At 51.9% G+C, this 22,243-nt stretch carries 19 protein-coding genes, 2 tRNA genes and 1 pseudogene; 8 read left to right on the top strand and 14 right to left on the bottom strand.

Annotated elements, in window-relative coordinates:
* Positions 1-182: 182 nt before the first annotated feature.
* From ABU190_RS26180 to dnaQ, 10 genes and pseudogenes are all read right to left on the bottom strand, one after another.
* A pseudogene (locus ABU190_RS26180) lies at positions 183-434 on the bottom strand (type VI secretion system tip protein VgrG); the annotation flags it as partial.
* The gene (gene tssH, locus ABU190_RS26175) at positions 431-3,097 is read right to left on the bottom strand and encodes a type VI secretion system ATPase TssH (RefSeq protein WP_354692816.1); all 2,667 of its coding nucleotides are present in this window, start codon (positions 3,095-3,097) and stop codon (positions 431-433) included. The gene tssH and the pseudogene ABU190_RS26180, both read right to left, overlap by 4 nt.
* Positions 3,098-3,286: 189 nt before the next feature.
* Positions 3,287-3,778, bottom strand: coding sequence for an Hcp family type VI secretion system effector (locus ABU190_RS26170; protein WP_039076799.1), 492 nt, complete (start codon positions 3,776-3,778; stop codon positions 3,287-3,289).
* 5 nt (positions 3,779-3,783) lie between these two features.
* A complete protein-coding gene (locus ABU190_RS26165; protein ID WP_354692815.1) occupies positions 3,784-5,484 on the bottom strand; it encodes an OmpA family protein in 1,701 nt (566 codons plus the stop codon).
* An 11-nt stretch (positions 5,485-5,495) separates the two neighbouring features.
* Positions 5,496-6,161, bottom strand: a complete 666-nt coding sequence (gene tssL / locus ABU190_RS26160; RefSeq protein ID WP_107224676.1) for a type VI secretion system protein TssL, short form — start codon at positions 6,159-6,161, stop codon at positions 5,496-5,498.
* Positions 6,158-7,498, bottom strand: coding sequence for a type VI secretion system baseplate subunit TssK (gene tssK, locus ABU190_RS26155; protein ID WP_165159206.1), 1,341 nt, complete (start codon positions 7,496-7,498; stop codon positions 6,158-6,160). The genes tssL and tssK overlap by 4 nt, the downstream gene beginning before the upstream one ends.
* A gap of 19 nt (positions 7,499-7,517) precedes the next feature.
* Complete coding sequence (gene tssC / locus ABU190_RS26150; protein WP_354692814.1) at positions 7,518-9,050, bottom strand: type VI secretion system contractile sheath large subunit; 1,533 nt, start codon at positions 9,048-9,050, stop codon at positions 7,518-7,520.
* A 60-nt stretch (positions 9,051-9,110) separates the two neighbouring features.
* A complete protein-coding gene (tssB, locus tag ABU190_RS26145) occupies positions 9,111-9,602 on the bottom strand; it encodes a type VI secretion system contractile sheath small subunit (RefSeq protein WP_354692813.1) in 492 nt (163 codons plus the stop codon).
* A gap of 602 nt (positions 9,603-10,204) precedes the next feature.
* A tRNA-Asp gene (locus ABU190_RS26140) sits at positions 10,205-10,281 on the bottom strand.
* Positions 10,282-10,413: 132 nt separating this feature from the next.
* Positions 10,414-11,145, bottom strand: coding sequence for a DNA polymerase III subunit epsilon (dnaQ, locus tag ABU190_RS26135; RefSeq protein WP_039076793.1), 732 nt, complete (start codon positions 11,143-11,145; stop codon positions 10,414-10,416).
* Between the two features lie 65 nt (positions 11,146-11,210).
* On the opposite strand from dnaQ, the gene rnhA reads away from it, so the two are divergent.
* The gene (gene rnhA, locus ABU190_RS26130; RefSeq protein WP_107224679.1) at positions 11,211-11,681 is read left to right on the top strand and encodes a ribonuclease HI; all 471 of its coding nucleotides are present in this window, start codon (positions 11,211-11,213) and stop codon (positions 11,679-11,681) included.
* Here the strand turns inward: rnhA and ABU190_RS26125 are convergent.
* Positions 11,672-12,388, bottom strand: a complete 717-nt coding sequence (locus ABU190_RS26125) for a class I SAM-dependent methyltransferase (RefSeq protein ID WP_039076791.1) — start codon at positions 12,386-12,388, stop codon at positions 11,672-11,674. The genes rnhA and ABU190_RS26125 overlap by 10 nt on opposite strands.
* Before the next feature lie 32 nt (positions 12,389-12,420).
* Between ABU190_RS26125 and gloB the strand changes: the two genes are divergently transcribed.
* Positions 12,421-13,176: a hydroxyacylglutathione hydrolase gene (gene gloB / locus ABU190_RS26120; protein ID WP_354692812.1), complete on the top strand. Its 756-nt coding sequence runs from the start codon at positions 12,421-12,423 to the stop codon at positions 13,174-13,176.
* A gap of 71 nt (positions 13,177-13,247) precedes the next feature.
* A complete protein-coding gene (mltD, locus tag ABU190_RS26115) occupies positions 13,248-14,615 on the top strand; it encodes a murein transglycosylase D (RefSeq protein WP_071195939.1) in 1,368 nt (455 codons plus the stop codon).
* 46 nt (positions 14,616-14,661) lie between these two features.
* On the opposite strand, the gene ABU190_RS26110 is transcribed toward mltD, so the two are convergent.
* On the bottom strand, positions 14,662-15,432 hold the full coding sequence (locus tag ABU190_RS26110) for a methyltransferase domain-containing protein (protein ID WP_354692811.1): 771 nt from the start codon (positions 15,430-15,432) through the stop codon (positions 14,662-14,664).
* Between the two features lie 78 nt (positions 15,433-15,510).
* Positions 15,511-16,311, bottom strand: coding sequence for an endonuclease/exonuclease/phosphatase family protein (locus tag ABU190_RS26105; protein ID WP_072039681.1), 801 nt, complete (start codon positions 16,309-16,311; stop codon positions 15,511-15,513).
* A gap of 229 nt (positions 16,312-16,540) precedes the next feature.
* Here ABU190_RS26105 and yafC point away from each other — a divergent pair, with 229 nt between their 5' ends.
* The 5 genes from yafC to fabF all read left to right on the top strand — a co-directional run bounded on the left by yafC (position 16,541) and on the right by fabF (position 22,016).
* The gene (gene yafC / locus ABU190_RS26100; protein ID WP_079498871.1) at positions 16,541-17,425 is read left to right on the top strand and encodes a DNA-binding transcriptional regulator YafC; all 885 of its coding nucleotides are present in this window, start codon (positions 16,541-16,543) and stop codon (positions 17,423-17,425) included.
* A gap of 143 nt (positions 17,426-17,568) precedes the next feature.
* Positions 17,569-18,126, top strand: a complete 558-nt coding sequence (locus ABU190_RS26095; protein ID WP_039076785.1) for a helix-turn-helix domain-containing protein — start codon at positions 17,569-17,571, stop codon at positions 18,124-18,126.
* Positions 18,110-19,153, top strand: coding sequence for an HlyD family secretion protein (locus ABU190_RS26090; RefSeq protein ID WP_354692810.1), 1,044 nt, complete (start codon positions 18,110-18,112; stop codon positions 19,151-19,153). The genes ABU190_RS26095 and ABU190_RS26090 overlap by 17 nt, the downstream gene beginning before the upstream one ends.
* On the top strand, positions 19,150-20,709 hold the full coding sequence (locus ABU190_RS26085) for a DHA2 family efflux MFS transporter permease subunit (RefSeq protein WP_354692809.1): 1,560 nt from the start codon (positions 19,150-19,152) through the stop codon (positions 20,707-20,709). The genes ABU190_RS26090 and ABU190_RS26085 overlap by 4 nt, the downstream gene beginning before the upstream one ends.
* A 23-nt stretch (positions 20,710-20,732) precedes the next feature.
* Positions 20,733-22,016, top strand: coding sequence for a beta-ketoacyl-ACP synthase II (gene fabF / locus ABU190_RS26080; protein WP_354692808.1), 1,284 nt, complete (start codon positions 20,733-20,735; stop codon positions 22,014-22,016).
* 101 nt (positions 22,017-22,117) lie between these two features.
* Here fabF and ABU190_RS26075 read toward each other — a convergent pair.
* Positions 22,118-22,194: transfer RNA gene (locus tag ABU190_RS26075), tRNA-Asp, on the bottom strand.
* Positions 22,195-22,243: the final 49 nt, after the last annotated feature.

The following is a 22,243-nucleotide window of genomic DNA, read 5'->3' as shown; positions in this document are numbered from 1 at the left end:
GAGCGAACTTCAGTACCTTATTTAAAATATTATATTAACGTTATCATAATGTACTTTTTATTATTAAATAAAAAAGGCAAACATTGCTAGTAGATATGAAAGAATCTCTTTCCGAAGGATTTTTCTTCTGAAAATGATGAAGTATTTCAATCCATATTTTTCTTCGTATGCTTTAGGAGACGAACGCCATACAGGGTGCGCAGCGGCACCTGTACCGGCATTCCCTGAACCGGCGGGGCGCAGAGGCTGAGCGCGCCGTCCTGCATCAGCAGCGCTTCCGGCTCCTGGGTTTTATCACGGCTGGTGAACTGAATGTCGTAACAGAACGGCTGGCTCAGATGCTCGTGGCCTTCAAAGGAGAGCACACCAGGCGGGCTGCTCAGGCCACGGATTTTTAATTTGTGGTGGGAGTGGTCAAAACTGAGCGCGTTCATGCGGTGCCTCCTGCGTCCAGGTCAAACTCAAGGGAAATACCCTCATCGTCATTCCAGCCCAGTCTCAAATGTACAGGTTTCTGCTGCGCGGCCTGATGTGCCAGCAACTGCTGGCTCAGTACGGGTAAAATTTGTTGATTGAGCAGGCTATCGATATTGCGCGCGCCGCTCTCAGACAGCAAACATGCGCTGGTGAGCTGGTCATAGAGATCTTCACTCACCTCAGTTTCCATGCCGTAGTGTTCACGCAGGCGACGAATAACCTGTTCCAGCTTCATCATCACAATGACACGCATCGCGGCAGGGCCGAGCGGGCGATAAATGATCGTCTGGAAACGCGCCTGCAATGCGGGCTGGAAATGGTCGCGCAGGAGAGGATGGAGCAATGCCTGCATCTCGCTTTCCGTGGCATCAGGCTGCTCTTCCAGCAACTGCATCACATGCTCGCTGCCGAGATTGGCGGTCATCAGAATGACCGTATTGCGAAAATCAATTTCACGCCCTTCACCGTCGCGCATAAATCCCCGGTCAAAAACCTGATAGAACAGGTTCATTACGTCGCGGTGCGCTTTTTCTACTTCGTCCAACAACACCACACTGTAGGGACGCTTTCTGACAGCCTCGGTCAGTACACCGCCTTGCCCATACCCCACATAACCGGGGGGAGAACCTTTAAGTTGAGAGACAGTATGGGGTTCCTGATATTCGGAAAGGTTGATAGTTATGAGCGATTTCTCGCCGCCGAAGAGGGTGTCGGCAAGGGCAAGCGCGGTTTCCGTTTTACCTGTACCACTTGGCCCCGTCAGCAGGAATATGCCCTGTGGACCGTTTTCTGGCGTAAGACCGGTTTTCGCGGCACGTAATCGCCGGGCAATAGCACCCAGCGCGGCATCCTGGCCCACGACCCGTGTTGCGAGATTCTCTTCCAGGCTTAACAGCGCCGTCTGCTCATCTTTCAGCAATGACGAGAGCGGAACCCCTGTCCAGTCGGCAATCACCGTGGCAACGGTTCGGGCATCAACATCCAGCCCCAGCAGCGGGCTGGAATGTTGCACAAGGTGAAGCTGTGACTGTAAAGCGACAATATCCGCCTGACGCGAGAGGTCGCTGCGACAGGCCAGCAGTTGTCGGGTAAGTTCTTGCTCTTGTTGATACTGGGTTTCAAGGGTATCGAGTTGCACGATCAATGCGTTCTCTTCCCGCTCGATAGCCGCAAGCCGTTCACCACAAGAATAGTCTCCCACCATGCTATCGTCCTGTAACGCCTGTTTTTCCAAGGCCAGCGCGGTGAGTGAAGCACGAATATGCGTTAAGGGTTCCGGTAATGTATCAAGGCTCATACGCACGCGGGCGGAAGCCGTATCCAGTAGATCGACAGCTTTGTCCGGCAACTGGCGTCCGGTGAGATAACGTCGGGAAAGTGTTACCGCCGCACGAACCGCGTCGTCCGTGATGTGCACACCATGATGTTGCGCATAGCGCGCTTTCAGGCCACGGAGCATGAGACTGGCGGTGGCGTCGTCCGGTTCGTCCACTTTCACCATCTGGAAACGACGCTCCAGTGCGGCGTCGCGTTCAAAGTACTGCTTGTATTCACTCCAGGTGGTAGCCGCAATGGTACGCAGCTCGCCCCGGGCCAATGCAGGTTTCAACAGGTTCGCCGCATCTGCGCCGCCCGCCTGATTCCCCGCGCCAATGAGGGTATGCGCTTCGTCGATAAACAGCAGCATGGGTTCCGGTGATTTTTGTACCACATCAATAACGTTTTTTAGCCGCTGTTCAAATTCACCTTTGACGCCAGCTCCTGCCTGCAACAGACCCAGATCCAAAGTATGGATGTGGACCTTTCTCAGACTCTCCGGCACATTGCCTTCTGCAATACGCAGCGCAAGTCCCTCCACCAGCGCCGTTTTGCCCACGCCGGGTTCGCCAACCAGGATGGGGTTGTTCTTGCGGCGTCGGGAGAGAATATCGACCATCTGGCGGATCTCCGTGTCGCGGCCAAATACCGGGTCGATGCGACCATCACGCGCTTTCTGCGTGAGATTCTCCGTGAAGCGATCCAGAACGACGCGGTGTTGATCGTTGTGTTTAACACTGCTTCCGTTTTCGGTTAAACCTGGCTCATTCGCAGCAATGCCGGGTAAATCAGCCATAAGCGGTTCATTGACCTGACGTTGCCGCCCCGGGTTTTCTTCCGATTGCGCATCAAGCAAGGGACGTAGCCGTTCCAGTTGCATACGCCCGAGGCTGAGCAGGATCCACAGATCATTGGCCGCCAGTAACGTAGGTTTTTCTGTCAGCGCCATCAGCAGGTGCTGGCTGCGGATTTGCGGAGCATCAACCTCAAGAGAGGCAATTAGCCATGCCTGAGTCAGCAGTGTGATGAGTTGATCAGATAATCGTGGACGAGTATGAACAGAGCGCGGAAGGGTTGCCAGATGCGCCAGTAGAGACTGCCAGGCACTGTCCAGGTCCCATTCATAACGCCGGGAGATAACGGTGAGATCACCTTCCCCTTGCTCCAGGAGTTTCAGCAGTAAGTGCTCAATGGTGATCTCTGCGTGCGCACGGGTCTGGCAGAGTGATGCGGCCGCTTCCAGCGCATGTGCGCAAAAAGGGTTAAGACGGCGCAGCAGCGCCGCGGGGTGGTTTACGGTCATAGATGTCCCTTCTTGACGTATTCATGTTCAGTTCCTGCAACCGCCGTTTCCCCATGCTACCGCCCGTAGCCATCACCACAGGCCCATCTGGTTTCATCAGCGGATTGACAGGGTTTGCTCAGTGCCGACTCCATCCGGCATTCAGCAAACGTAGTAAGAAGGCAGACAGTTTCCTGTCTGCCGCAGTTATCAGGCGGAGGGGCGCTCATTCCAGGAATCAGAATGAATGATGTTGCCGTCTTTGTAGGTCCAGGTGATTTTTTCGTAGCGCAATTCAATGCGTTCCAGGTGGTTGTGCTTCTCTTTCGCCGGATCTTTGATGTCATGCATCAGCGGAGCGACTTTCACCAGTTTGACGTTCTCAAGCGTGGTGTTGAAATACTCCACTTCCTGGCCCGCATCATTGATGCGATACCATTTGAACTCAGCGGTTTTCAGGGTCTGACCGGTGGTAACGGCCTTGTACAGATAGGGGCTGGACGAATCGATCTCTTTGGTGAAAAGAAACGGGGTATGAATACGGGTGCCCGTCAGTTTGCCTGTGTTGTTATCGGTTGGGATGTAGAGCGTATGTTCCTGCGCAACGACTTCGATGCTGCCTTCACGCCCCTGAACATCGACGGACCCTTTGATATCCGCGCCACCGTCATCTTTCAGCCAGAGATAAACTGGAATAGCCATGAGAATTACTCTCCTTGTTGATTGAATTGAGACACCGCCAACTCCGGCGGTATTTGCTGTTTCGCGTCCTGACAGGCGTCTGAACGCGGAACCAGACTGATTTCGACACGCCGGTTGGTTGCCCTGCCTTCTGGCGTATCGTTCGTCGCCGCAGGCTGGCTTTCGCCCAGTCCCTGCACGGCAAAACAGGTGAACGGGATATCGCTGGTTTGCAACATCCAGTCACGCACCGCTTCGGCACGCCGCAACGACAACTGTTGGTTGGATTTTTCATCGCCGGTGGAATCGGTATAACCAGCAACCAGGATCAACCATCCAGGCTTCGCTTTGATATTGACCAGCGCCTCAACCAGTACTTTTGTCGAGCCGATTTTTAACCTCGACTGCCCCACATCAAACAGCGCCATACTGTTCAGGCGCACAGTCTGAACCGCTCCGCCAGATACAATTTCTCCCTTTGGTTCCGGCGGGCGGTAGCCACGTATCGCCTGCAGCACTGGCTGGCGTAGACGTTCGCCAGGGTAAAGCCCAAAGCCAAGACGCAGCGGTTCTCCTTCGCGGAAATAGTCATCCAGCCGCTGTGCGTCTTCTTTTAGCACCAACAAATAACGGCTTTTGGCCACCGAGTCGGACATCGGGGTAATGGTGTATTTGTGCAGATCATCGCTGACCTGCCGCAGCAAATTGCGGTTCGACATTGCCGACAGGCAAAGTGCGATAAGCCCGGCGACGGTAGTCATTGCCACCCAGGCCGTCCATACTCGCCGCACGGGCCCAGGCCCCGACTGACGCGGCAGTAACGGCAACATCGCGTCCGGAAAGCGCAACGCGTCTCTGGCACCGGTTTGTTGCGATACATCTGGCGTCAGGCACGTTTTGTCAGTTATCCATTGCTGCCATAGATTGCCGTCCTTTTCCGCTAAAGAAGGTGCAAAGCCTGCCCCCACCGCCAGCGGTAAACTTGCGCTCTCCTGCCTGTTTAGCGCTGGCATCACAATTTGCTTCATCCAAAGCAGCAGATTCTCAGCCCGAAGTACCTGGCCCAGCCGTTGACTGCCTGTCGCTATACTGCCCTGAGCAATCCACTCAGACGGCGCGTTCTCATCGTCCGATGTCATGACCAGGACATCACGTCCGGTACAGATCAACCAAGGCGAAGATTCCTCTATTGCAGGTTCAATCTGATAACTCCAGAGGATCAATGGCACCTTCGCACCCACCCTGCGCCGTAATTGCACCAGATTTCGGGAAAAACGCTGCAGTTGCCCGGCAAGGACGGCGATGTCCTGATGCTGAACTGGTATCACCGTGCGGGCCACGCAGATCTGTGAACTCCATGCCGGGCGACGGGACAACAGGGATTCCGTTAATGAAACAAGCTGTTCTTCATCAGCGATATGCAGATAGAGCCCGACAGGAACCTGCCGCAGCGGGCTGTCAGCGAAAAGTTGCCTCGCCCCGTCACCACAGACCAGCACGACGGGCTGTTGGTAACCCTCCGCTGGCAGACAGGCCAACCACTTATCATCGCCCCCTTTTTGTGGCGTTTTCTGCCGCCAGAAGAAGCAGACGATAGCAGCACCGATGACAACCACGGCCACCAGGCTGTATTTCACTGCCGTTGAAACGGGAGAAAAAACGGTCCACAGCGCGAGAAGCAACAACAATCCCCATAGCAGAGCAGCCTGTTTGTGCGTGTTTTTCACTCGGCACTCCCTCAACGCTGCCTGGGCGGCAAAAGTTCATCCACCAGCATGTCGAGCCAGCTATCAAGCCCCCACCACACACCAACAAGAACAATCACAGCCGTGCTTAACCAGAACAGAGGCGAGTACCACACGCGTAATTTTCGCGTGGGTCGCGCCGCATTGAGCAACGCGGTCTCCGGCGAAACTCGAAACGGGGTGACGCGCTCACTCAGCATCGCAATCAGTTTTTCACGATCCGTCGATACCGGATCCTGATAACGTCCACGAAACCCCAGCAGCAATACCCGATGAAAACAGGTCAACACGGCAGGAACAGGAGCAGGCTCATGCAGAACCTGCCGTATGCGCTCATACAGCAACTCGCCCGCCTGAAGGGTATTGAAGAAATGCGCCTGGAGAGGGGTTTCCAGCCAGACCTTTTGCCCGTCGTCCGGCGTCTCCCGGCTTAGTACTGTTTCATCCAACAGCGCACACTGGGCATAGGTAATATGTTCTGCGTCCTGCTGGCTGAACCCTGCATTGAGCAACGTCTGACGAACCCACTCAACCTGTTGCTGACAGTGGTGATATAACGCCACGCCCCGTCGGGCATGTGTCCCCTGTCGTAGCTCAACAACCGTTAGCCAGGTATCACGGAGCAGTACGTCTATGTTGATTTCCGTATCGTTTTTCATGCGCGCAATACCGCAAAAAGTTCGGGTTTTAAATCACCCATGGTGCCAGGCACGTAAATCATGCAGCACCCGGACTCCAGCATGGCTTTGGCAGGTGCACAGTGCATATCCAGAGCGAAATAGTGATTTTCCAGCCGCAACGGGAGTGCAGCAGGCACCTGGGTCAGAGGCACGATCGGGACGCCGTTCAGCGCCACATTGATAAGATGGGTGACATCATCTGGCGCGCCAATTTTGCACACCCGTGGTAGCTGATTTATCACCAGATGCGCGGCGAGCGAAGAACGTACCGACAGGTAGAAATCAGCCTCTTCACGCAAGCGCGGATCGTGAAGATCAGCCTTCCAACGGTTGCCGGGCAGCGCGTCCAGTTCCAGTGCGATCACGCGCGACGGAAGACTGGCTTCAAGTAAGGTGTTAAGCAAGGTAAACAAAGGTGGAAACGTCTGCGATGGTGAATCATGGATGTAAGCAGGTATCGCGCTGACTGAGTGATCCAGTGAAAAGGTTAATAACGATCCGGCAAGGCGTGCCAGTTCACGCCATACAAGCTCAGGATGAACAGCGGGGTAGCGCAGGAAATCAGCCAGGATAGGTTCGACGGAGTTCAGCGCATTTAATAACCAGAACAGGGACACATCCGCTACGGCAAAATCCGCCATGCGCTGGTTGCTCTCCCGGCGCATCGCCATCAGGCGACGGCTTTTGGCCTGTAATTGCAGTTGCAGCATTTCCAGACATTGCATCCCGGCCTGGTGCGCGTTAAACGCCAGTAACGGCGGGACATAGCTGTCATCAAGCGCCCAGTTGCCCTGACTATCCCGAATCAGGCGCGCCAGCGGACAGGTGACATAATCGGCATTGTTGTCATGTGCAAAACGCAATGACAACGCATAGCGTTCAACGGCGATGTCTTCGCTGTCGCTGCCATAGATATCCTGTACAGTTTGCCATTCCTGACGATAGCGAAGCGGCCTGTCCGTTAACGCATCCTGCCCCAGATTGCCGCCATTGCTATGCTCCAGCGGTAATGCCAGCAATACCGTAAGCGCATTTATTCCGGCAACGTTGGTCAAATCGCAGGCAGGTGGCAGCACATCCGATACGGCGGTATCCACCAGCACGCCATCAGGAAAACGGACACGCAATGATTGCGCTTTGAGTTTTCCCAGGGCTAAGGCACTTTCGTCAAATTCAACGCAAGCAACGCCCCATGGATGGCGAGCACCAATATGCGCAATGCTGTAATTACTGAATGTTTCCCAGCGGGCCTGCTGTTGAAACTGCTGAGAGGACAGAAATGTCCCCTCAGCCCATAGTGGACGATAAATCTTCATAAATCATACCACCGGTAGATCAGGCTTTTGCTTTCGGCATCTGGGAAACCAGCGACAGGTTGATGTCCATCCCTTCAATCTGAAAGTGCGGCACCGCATAAAGTCTGATACGGAAGAAACCAGGGTTATCTTCGATATCCTCTACCACCACTTTTCCATCACGCAGCGGATGGGAAGCCTGCAACTCGTCGCCAGGATCGGTCATTTCCGTTACCAGATTGCGGATCCAGGTGTTTAATTCCAGTTCCAGTAAACGACGATCTTTCGTTGTACCGATGTTTTCTCTCTGAATAATTTTGAGGTAGTGGGCAATGCGCGACAGCAAGAAAACATAAGGCAGACGGGCGTTGATACGACTATTGGCTGTGGCATCCGCAGTATCGTAAAGCGCAGGTTTTTGGGTGGAGTTTGCGGAGAAGAAACAGGCATAATCGCGATTCTTATAGTAAGAAAGCGGGATAAAGCCCAGGTTTGCAAATTCAAACTCGCGTGTTTCTGGAATCATCACTTCGGTCGGAATTTTAACCTGATTACCCGTGCCCAAATCATACAGATGGATTGGCAAATCGGTGACGGCACCACCAGCCTGCGGCCCGCGAATTTGCACACACCAGCCGTTGTTAATGAAGCTTTTTGCCATGTTAGTGGCAAACGCAAATGCAGCGCTGGTCCACAGATATTTATCGTGATCCGGCCCTTTGACTGCCTCAACATAGTTAAAGCTACGAACAGGTACGGTATCTGGCCCATAAGGCAGACGCCCCAGCACATTCGGCATGGTCAGGCCGATATAACGCGCGTCATCGGTATCGCGGAATGCTTTCCATTTGATATATTCGGCACGATCAAAATAGTTGCCGATGTCCTTAATCGCGGCAATCTCTTCCATTGAGTTTTTGAGGAAAAATGCCGGCCCGACGGCCCCGATAAACGGCATGTGAGATGCCGCGGCTACACGGGAAATATTGCGCAGTAAGGCAATATCTTGTGGGCTATTGTCAAACTCGTAGCTCGAAATGACAGACGCGATGGGTTCGCCGCCTGGCGTGTCATATTCTTCAATGTAGGTGTGCCGATAAAACCCGCTCTGAATGATTTCTGGCGCATCGTCAAAATCTTCGCGCAGATGCTGTTTACTGACATCCAGCAATTCAACTTTGACGTTTTTACGAAAATCGATACCGCTAACCATCGACCACGTACCGCGCCACAGGGATTCGACCTTTTTAAATTCAGGATGATGCATGACAACATCGAGCTGAGCGCTAATTTTTCGGTCAAGCTCACTGATATGAAAATCCAGCAGTGATTTATCCAACTTCTCTATATTTTTTCCGGATGAGGCAACGCAAGAAAGTAGAACCTGAATAGCAGCCGAGACACGTTCATCGGTGCTGGCTTCAGCCATCGCTTCATTGCTTTGCCATTCCCCAATTTCTTTTAACGATGTGACGGGCGTTAAGTGAATTTTTTCAAACAACGACTGATAGATATTCTCTTTTGTGACGGTTTGCGTTGATGCGCCCGGTGAAGCGGTTTCCTGTACAGACATTAATATTCCCTTCTTAAAGTCCTTATTTATTATCCTTTCTGATACGGCTGAATAGTCGTGTTACTCAGGTACCAGTGCCGTTAGCTCTGCCCGAAGCTCATGACTCAGCTCGGCATCTTTGAGGATTTTCTCCAGCTCGCGGCGGAATTCCGTGTTATCCAGAAGGTTGGATTTGAGATCGCGTAATAAATTGCGCATGGCAATCAACGCGCGAAGTTGAGGGATATTGCGGGCGACCTGCTCAGGCTCGAAATCTTTGATATCAGAGAAACTAAGCCTGATTCGTTCCTCGCTTCCCTCTGCGGCTATCGTATTTTCAACGGTAAAATTTACTTCTGGTGCCAGTTCAGCCATGACGCCATTGAAGTTGTTTTTATCAATGTTGATCCGGCTTCTTTCTGAGAGCGGTCGTTGCTCTTTGCCATTACTGTAATCACCAACGGCGAGCAACTTGAGCGGTAGTTCAACTTTCTTTTTTGTATTTCCGGTATGAAGATCAAGCTTAATATTGACGCGGGCGGGTGGAACTTCATTTTGAAAACTGTCTGCCATTTTCTCTCTCCCTGGGTTAATACTTCCCTTAAATTAATCACACGACATAACGTGGTAATCATTTTTAAAACTATCACTCTCAACCGTTAAAGCGCAAGGTACGGAAAAATACAAAAACGGCCAGATAACACTAATAACAATCATAAAAACACGCCCCTGCAAGGCTTAATCGCTATTACGGGTTGACGTTAACGCTGTCATTAAAAAGCCAAAAAGTTAACGAGGCTCACAGAATAAAGACTTTAGGATATTGACGTCACAACTTTCAAAGTTATTCATATAAATAATTTACATTTAAATTATGATTAAAAAATAAAGATAATAATTTTATATCTACACGAAATATTCTTATTGACTGCTGATAAACGTCGGTATTTAACCTATCAGGCATATTTAATAGCTCGATAAAACTGAATAAATTGAGCTAATCGTCGCGGGATTTTATGAAACAAAGAAATATGAATATTATTCAGGCGGGTTATATAAAATTCGTAGCATTCTGCAGGAAGGGAGGTTTCAACGGAACGAAAAAAAACCGCATCCGTTTTGCAACGTTGCGGTTTTCTTACTTATCAGATGTCATAAACACCTGAACTGAATGTTGGCGGAACGGACGGGACTCGAACCCGCGACCCCCTGCGTGACAGGCAGGTATTCTAACCGACTGAACTACCGCTCCGCGATGTTCCCGCTGGGGAACGAGGCGCATATTACGGATTGTGCTTAGAGCCGTCAACGCTTTTTCTGATGATTTGTATCGTTTGCTGCAAAAATCACCCAAAGAGCCATTTTATCATCAAAAGTTAAGGGGTTACGCGCGCCAGAGGCAGCTTCCGCCCTTCTTTTGCACCAGATCCAGACGTGACTCATGCTCCGCCAGCTCTGCATCACTGGCTAAAACAACCCGTAACTTGCTTGCCTGACGGACAACCCGCTGAATACCGGCCTCGCCTTGTTGCTGTTGCCCCTCGCCTTCCATCGAGAAGGCCATGGATGTCTGGCCACCGGTCATCAGCAGATACACATCGGCCAAAATCTGGGAATCGAGTAATGCTCCGTGCAGCGTACGTTTGCTGTTATCTATCTCGTAACGTGAACAAAGCGCATCAAGACTATTACGCTTACCGGGGAACATCCGTCGTGCCAGCGCCAGACTATCTGTGATCTTGCAGAACGTCTCGGTCTTCGGAATGCCGCGATTTAGTTTGCTGAATTCGTAATCAAGAAAGCCGATATCGAACGATGCGTTATGGATGACAAGCTCAGCGCCGCGCACATATTCAATAAACTCATCGGCGATATCGCCAAACGTGGGCTTATCGAGCAAAAATTCATCAGCAATACCGTGGACGCCAAAGGCTTCCGGGTCCACCAGACGATCGGGTTTGAGATAGATGTGGAAGTTATTCCCCGTCAGACGGCGATTAATCACTTCCACGGCACCGATCTCAATGATTTTGTGCCCTTCATAGTGTGCGCCGATCTGGTTCATACCGGTGGTTTCGGTATCGAGGACGATCTGTCGAGTAATTGCAGTGCTCATAGCGGTCATTTATGTCAGACTTGTCGTTTTACAGTTCGATTTCAATTACAGGAAGTCTACCAGAGATGCTTAAGCAGGTAGAAATTTTCACCGATGGCTCTTGCCTGGGTAACCCAGGGCCCGGTGGCTATGGCGCGATTTTACGCTTTCGCGGCCGCGAAAAAACATTCAGCGAAGGCTATCGTCTGACCACCAACAACCGGATGGAGCTGATGGCTGCGATTGTCGCGCTGGAAGCCCTCAAAGAACATTGCGAAGTGATTCTTAGCACCGACAGCCAGTACGTTCGCCAGGGGATCACCCAGTGGATCCACAACTGGAAAAAACGTGGCTGGAAAACGGCAGAAAAAAAACCGGTGAAAAATGTCGATCTCTGGCAACGCCTGGATGCAGCCCTCGGCGAGCATAAAATCCGCTGGGAATGGGTAAAAGGCCACGCCGGGCATCCGGAAAACGAACGCTGCGATGAACTCGCACGCGCTGCGGCATCGAAGCCAACGCAGGAGGATATCGGCTATCTGGCCGATCAGGGCTGACGTGTCTGGCGGGTTGCGCTGACGGTTTGCCGTACGCTGGGTTTTGCCCGGCGCATCTTCATCGGATTGAGCGTTAACGGGATCGTACGTTTACGCGCCACAATCAATTGCATGCAACCCAATGCGGGCAGGTGGGTGTTTAACAGTTTCCCCCCCTGCTTCGTCCAGGGAATGACCCGAAAACGACTATAATGAAGCACCTCAAAATTCAGCAGCGATAGCCAGTCAAGCTGGCGCATCAGGGTAAACATACGGCTGCTAATTGCAGGCGAACGGCGTAAAAACGGAATAGCTTTGCCTATTCCCAGCAGGCTGACTGGATTAAAACCGCTGATCACCAGCCAGCCATCATCGATCAGCACGCGATCGACTTCCTGCAACAGACGATGCGGATCCGGGCACCAGGGTAGCGTGTGGCCCAGCAGACAGGCATCGACAGATTTTGCCGCAAAAGGAAGATGCAACGGATCTGCGCGAACGTGAACAGGGTCGCCGGTGAGTGAAACATTAACCTGATGTGAAATAGCGCAACTTTCGGCATTGATTTCTGCGCTGAGATTGCCAATCTTAAGCAGATGAAATCCATACATTTTTGCAAACCACGGTTTGAGCTCCTGCTCCAGTGCTTCGCGGTAATACTCGCCCTTAGGCAACTCAGCCCAATGCGTCGGTGCTATGTACTTACGGGGAGTCCTTGCCGGTTTCATCACAACCTTCCATTACGCTTTGAGAGGTAACTATGAATCTTACCAGTATTCCCGCATTTCAGGACAATTACATCTGGGTGTTAAGTGAAGATGACGGCCGCTGTCTGATCGTCGATCCCGGCGAGGCTGCCCCCGTTTTAAACGCTATTGAAGAGAATAACTGGCAGCCGACTGCGATCCTGCTTACTCATCACCATAATGATCACGTTGGCGGCGTGCAGGAACTGAGCCAGAAATATCCGAATGTTGTGGTTTACGGACCGGCAGAGACACAACATAAGGGAGCGACAAAAATCGTCGGTGAAGGGGATCGGTTGCAGATTCTGGGTCATGAATTCAGCGTATTTCACACGCCAGGTCACACTTTAGGACATATCTGTTACTTTAGCTCGCCTTATCTTTTTTGTGGCGATACGATGTTTTCTGGCGGATGCGGAAGACTCTTCGAAGGCACGGCAGATCAGATGTTTGACTCTTTTTGTAAGATTAATGCGCTTCCCGAAGATACGCTGATTTGTTGCGCACATGAGTATACTTTAGGAAATATTAAGTTTGCTCTTAGCCTTTTACCCCAGGATCCTGACCTTAACGAATATTATCGTAAAGTTAATGAGTTACGTGCAAAAAACCAAAAAACACTCCCCACAACTCTGAAAAATGAGCGTCGCATTAATGTTTTTTTACGCACGCAAGATGCTGATTTAATTGAAGTAATAAATAAAGAAACAACGTTGCAACAAGCTAGTGCGCGTTTTGCCTGGTTAAGGTCAAAGAAAGATAACTTCTGACAATTGCGGGTTGCCTTTTTAAAACTTCGCCGTTATGATCGCTCGTCTTTTAAGCAACTATTGACACACACATGAAGGCAAAAGCGATATTATTCGCCTCTGTCCTGCTTGTGGGGTGCCAGGCGTCTAAGCACGACGGCACCGTACAACAGCACGCACAGAGCCTTTCTGCAGCTGGTCAAGGGGAAGCAGGGAAGTTTACAAGTCAGGCGCGGTGGATGGACGATGGAACATTCTCCGGGCAGGAACAAGACTTGTGGGCTTCCATAAGCGACGAGCTAAAGATGGGAATTCCGGAAAATACCCGGATTCGCGAACAGAAACTAAAGTATTTAAGCAATAAGAGCTATCTCCACGATGTAACTTTACGGGCAGAGCCGTATATGTACTGGATAGCAGGGCAAGTTAAAAAACGTAACATGCCCATGGAACTGGTACTACTACCCATAGTGGAGAGCGCTTTTGACCCACATGCAACGTCTGGTCGCAATGCCGCAGGCATTTGGCAGATCATACCAAGCACGGGTCGTAACTATGGTTTAAAACAGACTCGCAGCTACGATGCGCGTCGTGACGTGGTTGCATCCACAACGGCTGCCCTCGACATGATGCAGCGTCTGAACCGTATGTTTGACGGGGACTGGTTATTAACCGTTGCCGCCTATAACAGCGGTGAAGGGCGAGTACTGAAGGCAATGAAAGTGAATAAGGCGCGGGGTAAACCCACGGACTTCTGGTCACTTTCACTGCCACAGGAAACCAAAATTTACGTGCCAAAAATGCTGGCATTGAGTGACATACTCAAGAACAGCAAGCGGTACGGCGTCAGTCTGCCAACGTCAGACGAAAGCCGTGCGCTGGCGCGTGTCAGGTTGAGCAATCCGGTAGAACTGGATCAACTGGCGGACATGGCGGGTATTTCGGTTAGCAAACTTAAGACCTTCAACGCAGGCGTTAAAGGATCAACCTTAGGTGAAAGCGGGCCGCAATATGTCATGGTGCCTCAGAAACACGCCGACCAACTGCGTGAGTCTCTGGCATCAGGTGAAATCGCTGCCGTTCAGCCAACGCTGGTTGCGGACACAACGCCGCTTGCCAGTCGCAGCTACAAAGTGCGCTCAGGTGATACTATTTCAGGCATTGCGTCGCGTCTTGGCGTGACGACAAAAGATCTCCAGCAGTGGAATAACCTGCGCGGAGCTAACCTGAAAGTGGGTCAGAACTTGACGGTTGGAGCAGGCAGCAGTGCATCGCGCCTTGCGAATAATAGCGATAGCATTACCTATCGCGTACGCAAAGGCGATTCACTCTCCAGCATCGCTAAACGCCACGGCGTTAATATCCGTGACGTCATGCGCTGGAACAGTGATACCGACAATCTGAAGCCTGGCGATCAGCTAACGTTGTTTGTGAAAAACAGCGCGTCGCCAGACTCCTGACAGCAAGAAATATAAAAAGGCACCGTTTCCCCCGGTGCCTTTTTTGTCATGCGCTTTTCTGTGCTTCTGCCATGATAGTGTCACTGGTAAAAGAGCCATCCTCTGTCAATTCGAAGTAGCGCTTCACCTCCTGCGAAGCACTTTGCTGATACAGTCTGATGGCTTCGCTCAGCGCCTGCGGCGTACGCATACGGGCAATCCACGAACTGTATTCTAATGGCAAGCGATCGGTGATGAGATTACGCGTCGTCAGGCCAGCGTCATTAAACAGAGAGAGCCACTCGCCGCTGGAATAATTACGTACGTGTGACGTATCGCGTAACGCTTCGACCGTCTGCAGCCAGATATCCCGCACCGGATGACCCGGAGACATCACGTCCATAATAATGACCGTTCCACCGGGCTTGAGCACACGCTTTACTTCGCGCAGCGCCTGCCCAACATCATGCCAGTGGTGAGCAGAGTAACGGCTGATCACCACATCAAACGTGCTGTCATCAAAAGGCAGAATCTCAGCATACCCCTGACGTGTCGTCACATTGTTCAGGCCGCGTTCTTTTGCTGCTTTGGCCACTACATCTAACATCTGGCTGGAAAGGTCATATGCCGTGACCTGTGCAACCTGGCCTGCGGCCACAAAGCTGGCATGTCCTGCTCCACAGCCTAAATCCAGCACATGGGCTTCTGGAAATGCGCTAAGCCGTTCCGCCAGCCGTTGTAAATCACGGCCAGAAGCATGTACTGCGCTGGTTAAATAGGCACTGGCTTGTGCACCAAACTGCTTTTCGACGTTGTCATGATGGGAACCTGTGGTCATTGTGTTGTCCTTAATTGAGTTGAAATAAAGGGCAGCACCTCGGATCAGGCCTGCCCCACGGCAGACCTGACACAACCATTATTGTTCAGGTTTGCCGGGACTGAATTCTACTAGTAGCGGGTTGTGGTCGGACGCGCGCGTAACCAGCACGGAGGCTTCCTGCACGTTCAGACCACGATAGAAGACGAAATCAAGAGGACGACCAAACGCCCGGCGGCGATTGTCATCGGTAAAGCGTACCTGGCGCAGCGACATCTCACGCGAGAAGCGATAAAGCGCATTCATACGTGGACGACTCCAGGCGTTGAAATCGCCGGCCATGATAACAGGGCCATTGTGGCGCATGATCTGATCACCAATGGGCAGAAGCTGTTTACTGTAAACATCGACACCAAGGCTGAAATTCACCGCATGTACATTCACCACCATCAGGTTTCGCATATCCGGCAGCGGATAGACCGTCACCAGGGCTGATTTGGCAAGGCGCAGGATCGGTTCCCGTTCTCGCAACGGGCAGCAATAGACCGGATGAGCAGAAGAGAGCGTCATCACACCAGATGGATGCTGAGGCAAAACAAACGCGGGAACCTGATCGGCGGCGAGATAGTTAGTGGTCGCAAACCTGACCAGCTCTGGAGTAGTTTGCGCTTCCTGCAATAAGACCAAATGCGCGTCTTTGCCAAAACTCTGCAAAACGGAGAGCCACTCAGCGCGCTGCTGTTTGAAGATATTCCATACCAGAACCCGGATTTTGTCATCACTACTCAGGGGGACACCGGCTGGCAATGCCTTACCAATACTCGCGAAGGACCCCGGCGGCATAATGCGCTCCGCAGGTTGTCCGGCAACATATCGCATGGCATAGGTATTTTTGGGCACTTTCGGTTTTAAACCTCTTCGTTTTAAGCCCCGGAACAACAAAAGGGGTCATTCAGTTATAGGGATTTTAGCGCAGAGTTTCAACGGCAATGGGCAGAAAAGCCTCAAGTAAAAGTTAGTAAGCGCTCAATAACCATAATGAGTAAAGAGAGTATGGCAGGGAAGCTGGCGGGATGATTAAATAACCAAACGATCATAATCGATATCAACTATTGCTACAGGCGCAAGAATGAAAGCCACCTCAGAAGAAATGATGATATTTGTCGCCGTCGTGGAAAGCGGCAGCTTTAGCCGTGCCGCAGAGCGCCTGGGTCAGGCTAATTCAGCCATCAGCCGGGCGATAAAAAAACTGGAGAGTAAACTGGGAGTTAACCTGCTTAATCGCACAACTCGTCAGTTGAGTCTTACGGAAGAAGGTGAGCGCTATTTTCGTCGCATTCAGGGTGTGCTGCAGGAGATGGCCGCTGCAGAGACCGAGGTAATGGAGGCCAAACTGACACCTCGCGGCGTTTTACGTATCGATGCCGCAACGCCTGTGATGCTACATTTTGTGATGCCGATGATTAAGCCTTTTCGCGAACGCTACCCGGAAATTACATTGTCGCTGGTTTCCAGTGAAACCTTTATCAATTTAATTGAGCGTAAAGTGGATGTCGCGATCCGCGTGGGTAAGCTGACCGATTCCAGCCTACGGGCCAGGCCAATTTTTACCAGTTACCGCAAACTGATTGCATCACCAGATTATCTCGCCCGCTGCGGTGTTCCCGAAACCGCAGAAGATCTCAAAAATCATACCTGTCTCGGTTTTACCGAGCCGGTCTCGCTGAATACCTGGCCCGTCGCCGCCCAGGATGGCCAGCTCTATGAAATCGACTGTGATATTTCTTCTAACAGCGGTGAGACGCTTAAACATCTCTGCCTGAACGGCAACGGTATCGCCAGCCTGTCTGATTTTATGATTGCAAAAGAGCTGGAAAGCGGTGAACTGGTGGAAGTACTGGCAAGCAAGCGTCTACCGGTTGAAACACCATTCAGTGCGGTTTATTACAGCGACAGAGCCGTTAGTACGCGCATACGTGCGTTTATTGATTTCATTAGCGAATATCTCTCCTGATCTCCTCCAGTACGCCTTGTGCGTGCTTTCAAACACTCTACCTCGTTCCTCTTTGCCAAAATAAATCGGCTCAATCATAGTGACTTGCATTTTGATAGTTACTATGCAAATGTGCTTTCCAGATAAGTTCTGGAGAGAAAAAAATGAAAAACGAACCGCTTTGCGAAGCTCCTTGCCCCATCGCCAGAAGCCTTGGCCGCATTGGTGATAGCTGGAGCATAATAATTCTGCGTGATGCTTTCGCAGGCTTTACCCGTTTCGATGAATTTCAAAAAAGCGCAAACGTAGCGCCCAATATTCTTTCACGACGCCTGAAAGAATTGGTGGATGACGGCTTACTGGAGAAAGTCTGTTACAGCAGTACGCCCCCCCGCTATGAGTACCATTTAACTGAGCGTGGACGTGATTTCCGACCGGTGATCATCGCGCTTGCCGAATGGGGTAATCGTCATTTTGCAACTGAAGGCCGTCAGATTCAGTTGGTCGAGAAAGAGACCCAGCGTCTGGTTCACGCCATGATGGTTGATGCCGAAACCGGCCATCCCCTAACGCCCGAGAAATACGCTTTGGTTCCCGGCCCTGCCGCCTCCCCCATGATTCGTTATCGCCACGACTACCTGCAACGCAAGCGGGCGGGTGACAACACGCAAAAATTCGCGCCGCAATTACATCTGGATCAGCATCATGAATCTCAAGAGTAAAAAACGCACCCTTACCTTATTGTTATCCGGTATCGCTGTATTAGGTGCCGTAGGTTATGGTGCCTGGTGGTATACAAATACGCGTTTTTTGCAATCGACGGACGATGCCTACGTCGGAGGGGATATCAGCGCCATTTCGGCGAAAGTCTCTGGCTATATCCAGGAGATCGCCATAAAAGACAATATGCCCGTGAAAAAAGGTGAGCTACTTGTTCGCCTTGATGCAAGGGACTATCAGGCGGCGCTGGCAAAAGCGGAAGGTGAAGTTGCCGCTCAACAAGCGGCGATGGCTGACCTTATTGCCACCCGACAATTACAACTGGCGACCATCGAAGGCTCGGCGGCCAGCCTCGGGGCCGCACAGGCTACTACGCTAAAAACGGCGGGCGACAGTCGCCGCTATAATGCGCTGGCGCAGACGGTCGCTATTTCGGCACAGGTGCGAGAAAACGCTGAGGCAGACTACCATCGAGCCAGGGCAGAAGAAGGCAAAGCCCGGGCAGATAAAGCGGTTGCCGAACGCCAGTTACTGGTGCTTGATGCGCGGGAAAAACAAATCCGCGCGGCCCTCGCTCAGGCGCAGGCAGGGCTGGATATGGCCCGTCTCAATCTTAGTTATACAGAGATCCGCGCCCCTTTTGATGGCGTTGTTGGCAACCGGCGCGCATGGTCTGGCTCATTCGTTAGTAGCGGTACGCAATTGCTTTCTCTGGTCCCCAGCCATGATTTATGGGTAGACGCCAACTTCAAAGAAAACCAGCTGGCGAATATGCGCCCCGGTCAGGCAGCAACAGTGGTTGCGGATGTTATGCCAGGACGCACTTTTATCGGGCATGTCATAAGCCTTTCCCCGGCAACCGGTTCACGCTTCAGTCTTCTCCCTGCTGAAAACGCGACCGGTAACTTCACCAAAATTGTTCAACGCATCCCGGTTCGCATCGCTCTGGATGGCGAAGCGTCAACATTAGGACTTTTACGCCCCGGTTTGTCTGTCGCTGTCACCGTGGATGAAAAGAGTCGCCAATGAGTACCACAACAGCCCCAGCGCAGCTGCAGGGTACGGCGCTGCCGATGAACCAAAAGCTCTTTGCTTTCGCCACAATGTGCCTGGGAATGTTCATTGCACTGCTGGATATTCAGATCGTATCGGCATCGCTACGTGATATCGGCGGGGGCCTTTCTGCTGGCGATGATGAAACGGTCTGGGTGCAAACCAGCTATCTGATCGCGGAGATCATTATCATTCCCCTGTCGGGATGGCTTGCCAGGGTGATGTCAACCCGCTGGCTTTTCGCCGCGTCTGCTGCCGGTTTTACGCTGATGAGTCTGCTGTGTGGATGGGCGTGGAATATTCAGAGCATGATTGCTTTTCGCGCATTGCAAGGGCTGGCCGGGGGCTCAATGATCCCGTTGGTGTTCACGACTGCATTTGCCTTTTTTCAGGGTAAACAGCGCGTTATCGCCGCGGCTACGATTGGTGGTCTTGCTTCGCTGGCACCGACGCTGGGCCCTACTGTAGGGGGCTGGATCACGGAAAATTTTAGCTGGCACTGGTTGTTTTTTATCAATATCTTGCCAGGCATTTATATTGCGGTAACGGTACCTTTGCTGGTTAATATCGATGCGCCCAGCCCAGGGTTATTGCGCGGCGCGGACTACCTTAGCATCGTGCTTTTAGCTGTATCGCTCGGTTGCCTTGAATATACACTTGAGGAAGGACCGCGTTGGGGTTGGTTTGATGACGGCACGCTGACCATCACGGGGTGGCTGGCTTTACTGTGTGGGATAGCGTTTGTCATACGGACATTGCGCCATTCCCAGCCGGTCATGGATCTACGCGCGCTTTCCGATCGTACATTTACTCTGGGCTGTTACTTTTCATTTATGGCCGGGGTCGGGATTTTCTCAACTATCTATCTGACGCCACTTTTTCTGGGTACAGTCCGCGGTTTTAGCGCGCTGGATATCGGCCTTGCTATCTTCTCCACTGGCTTGTTTCAGGTACTTTCGATCCCTTTTTACTCCTGGCTTGCCAACAAAGTAGACTTGCGTTGGTTGCTCATGGTCGGGCTGCTGGGATTCGCCTTCTCGATGTATAGTTTTATTCCGCTCACCCACGACTGGGGAGCGAAAGAACTCCTTTTACCGCAGGCGTTTCGCGGTCTCGCACAGCAATTCGCCGTTGCTCCGACTGTCACGCTTACGCTTGGCAGTTTGCCTCCCGCACGTCTAAAACTAGCATCAGGACTGTTTAATTTGATGCGTAATTTGGGTGGTGCCATCGGTATCGCACTTTGCGGCACCGTTATCAATGATCGTACAAATCTTCATTACAGCCGCCTTGCCGATCATCTTAATAGTACAAACCTCAATTTAAGCGATTTTGTTCAGACCCGCGCCGCGGCATTAGCGGCTCAGGGGATGGACGCCAGTTCGGCACAGACAGCCGGCCTGAAAAATCTGGCCGCATTAGCACTAAGAGAAGCAAGGACGCAGGCATTCGCCGACGCGTTCTATTTGATCATGATCGGATTCTTAATTGCCGCTGCGCTGGTTCCTTTTATGAAGAAACCGCAGGCATAGCATGACAACATCAGGAGAGTTTTATGAGCAGTCTACAAAGACGCATTGTCGTGACAGGGATGGGCATTGTCAGCCCGCTGGGTTGCGGCGTCCAACATGTCTGGCAATCGCTACTGGCAGGAAAGTCGGGTATCCGGTCGCTGCCTGAATCGATTGTCGAAGATATCGCCTGCAAAGTGGCGGGGCAGGTTCCAGGAATTGAAGATGATCCCCAACACGGTTTTGATCCACTATCCGTCATTCCGGCAAAAGAGCGCAAGAAGATGGATCGTTTCATTGAATTTGCGCTGGTAGCGGCACAGGAAGCGCTTCATCAGGCAAAATGGTTTCCGCAAGAGCAGGCGTTAAAAGATCGTACTGCGACCATCATTGCGACAGGCATTGGTGGCTTTAATCAAATCGCCGAGGCAGTCCAGACAACCGAGCACCGCGGTCCACGCAAGTTATCCCCCTTCACGATCCCTTCTTTTCTGGCAAACCTGGCGGCAGGCCATGTTTCTATCGCGCATGGTTTTCGCGGCCCCATTGGTGCGCCGGTGACCGCCTGTGCTGCCGGAGCGCAGGCTATCGGGGATGCGGCAAGGTTAATCCGGGCCGGTGAAGCAGACATTGCACTGTGTGGAGGCAGTGAAGCCGCAATCCATCGCGTTAGTCTGGCTGGTTTTGCGGCGGCCAGGGCGCTTTCGAGTGGATTTAATGATAATCCAACGGAGGCATCACGACCATTTGACCAGGACAGAGATGGTTTCGTAATGGGAGAAGGGGCTGGTCTTCTGGTGATTGAATCGCTTGAACATGCGCTGGCCCGTGGAGCAACACCGCTGGCAGAACTGGTGGGCTATGGCACCAGTGCAGATGCTTACCACCTTACGGCAGGACCGGAAGATGGCAATGGCGCACGACGCGCAATGGAAGCCGCATTACAACAGGCCGGGATTTCGCCAGAGCAAGTGCAGCATATCAACGCACACGCCACTTCAACTCAGGTTGGAGATAAAGGCGAGCTGGCGGCAATACGCGCACTGTTTGCTGAACATCCGGTTGCCATCACCTCAACAAAATCTGCCACCGGACATTTGCTGGGTGCGGCAGGCGGTATTGAAGCGATCTTCACCATTCAGGCGTTACGTGATCAAATAGCCCCACCTACCCTGAACCTGCATAATCCGGATATTGCTGCAGTGGGTATGCGCCTTGTAGCGCTTACTGCGCAGGCGCTAACGATGGAATACGCGCTTTCAAACGGGTTTGGTTTTGGCGGCGTGAATGCCAGCCTGCTGTTAAAACGATGGGAAGACTTACAGTAATAATGAAATAAAAGGCTGTGTGCCCTTTGTTTTGCCTGCTTTAGTGATAAATAGCAGACGAAAAAAAACCGCATCTCGTTTGAGATGCGGCTCTTAATGAGTGGCGGAACGGACGGGACTCGAACCCGCGACCCCCTGCGTGACAGGCAGGTATTCTAACCGACTGAACTACCGCTCCACCGAATACTTCTGTAACCACCGGATTAATGCACCGGCTTACTTCTTAA

The sequence above is a fragment of the Phytobacter sp. RSE-02 genome (genome assembly GCF_040578655.1).
Lineage (GTDB): Bacteria > Pseudomonadota > Gammaproteobacteria > Enterobacterales > Enterobacteriaceae > Phytobacter > Phytobacter diazotrophicus.
Note: the sequence above shows the minus strand (reverse complement) of the source record. Positions and strands in the feature narration are given on the sequence as shown.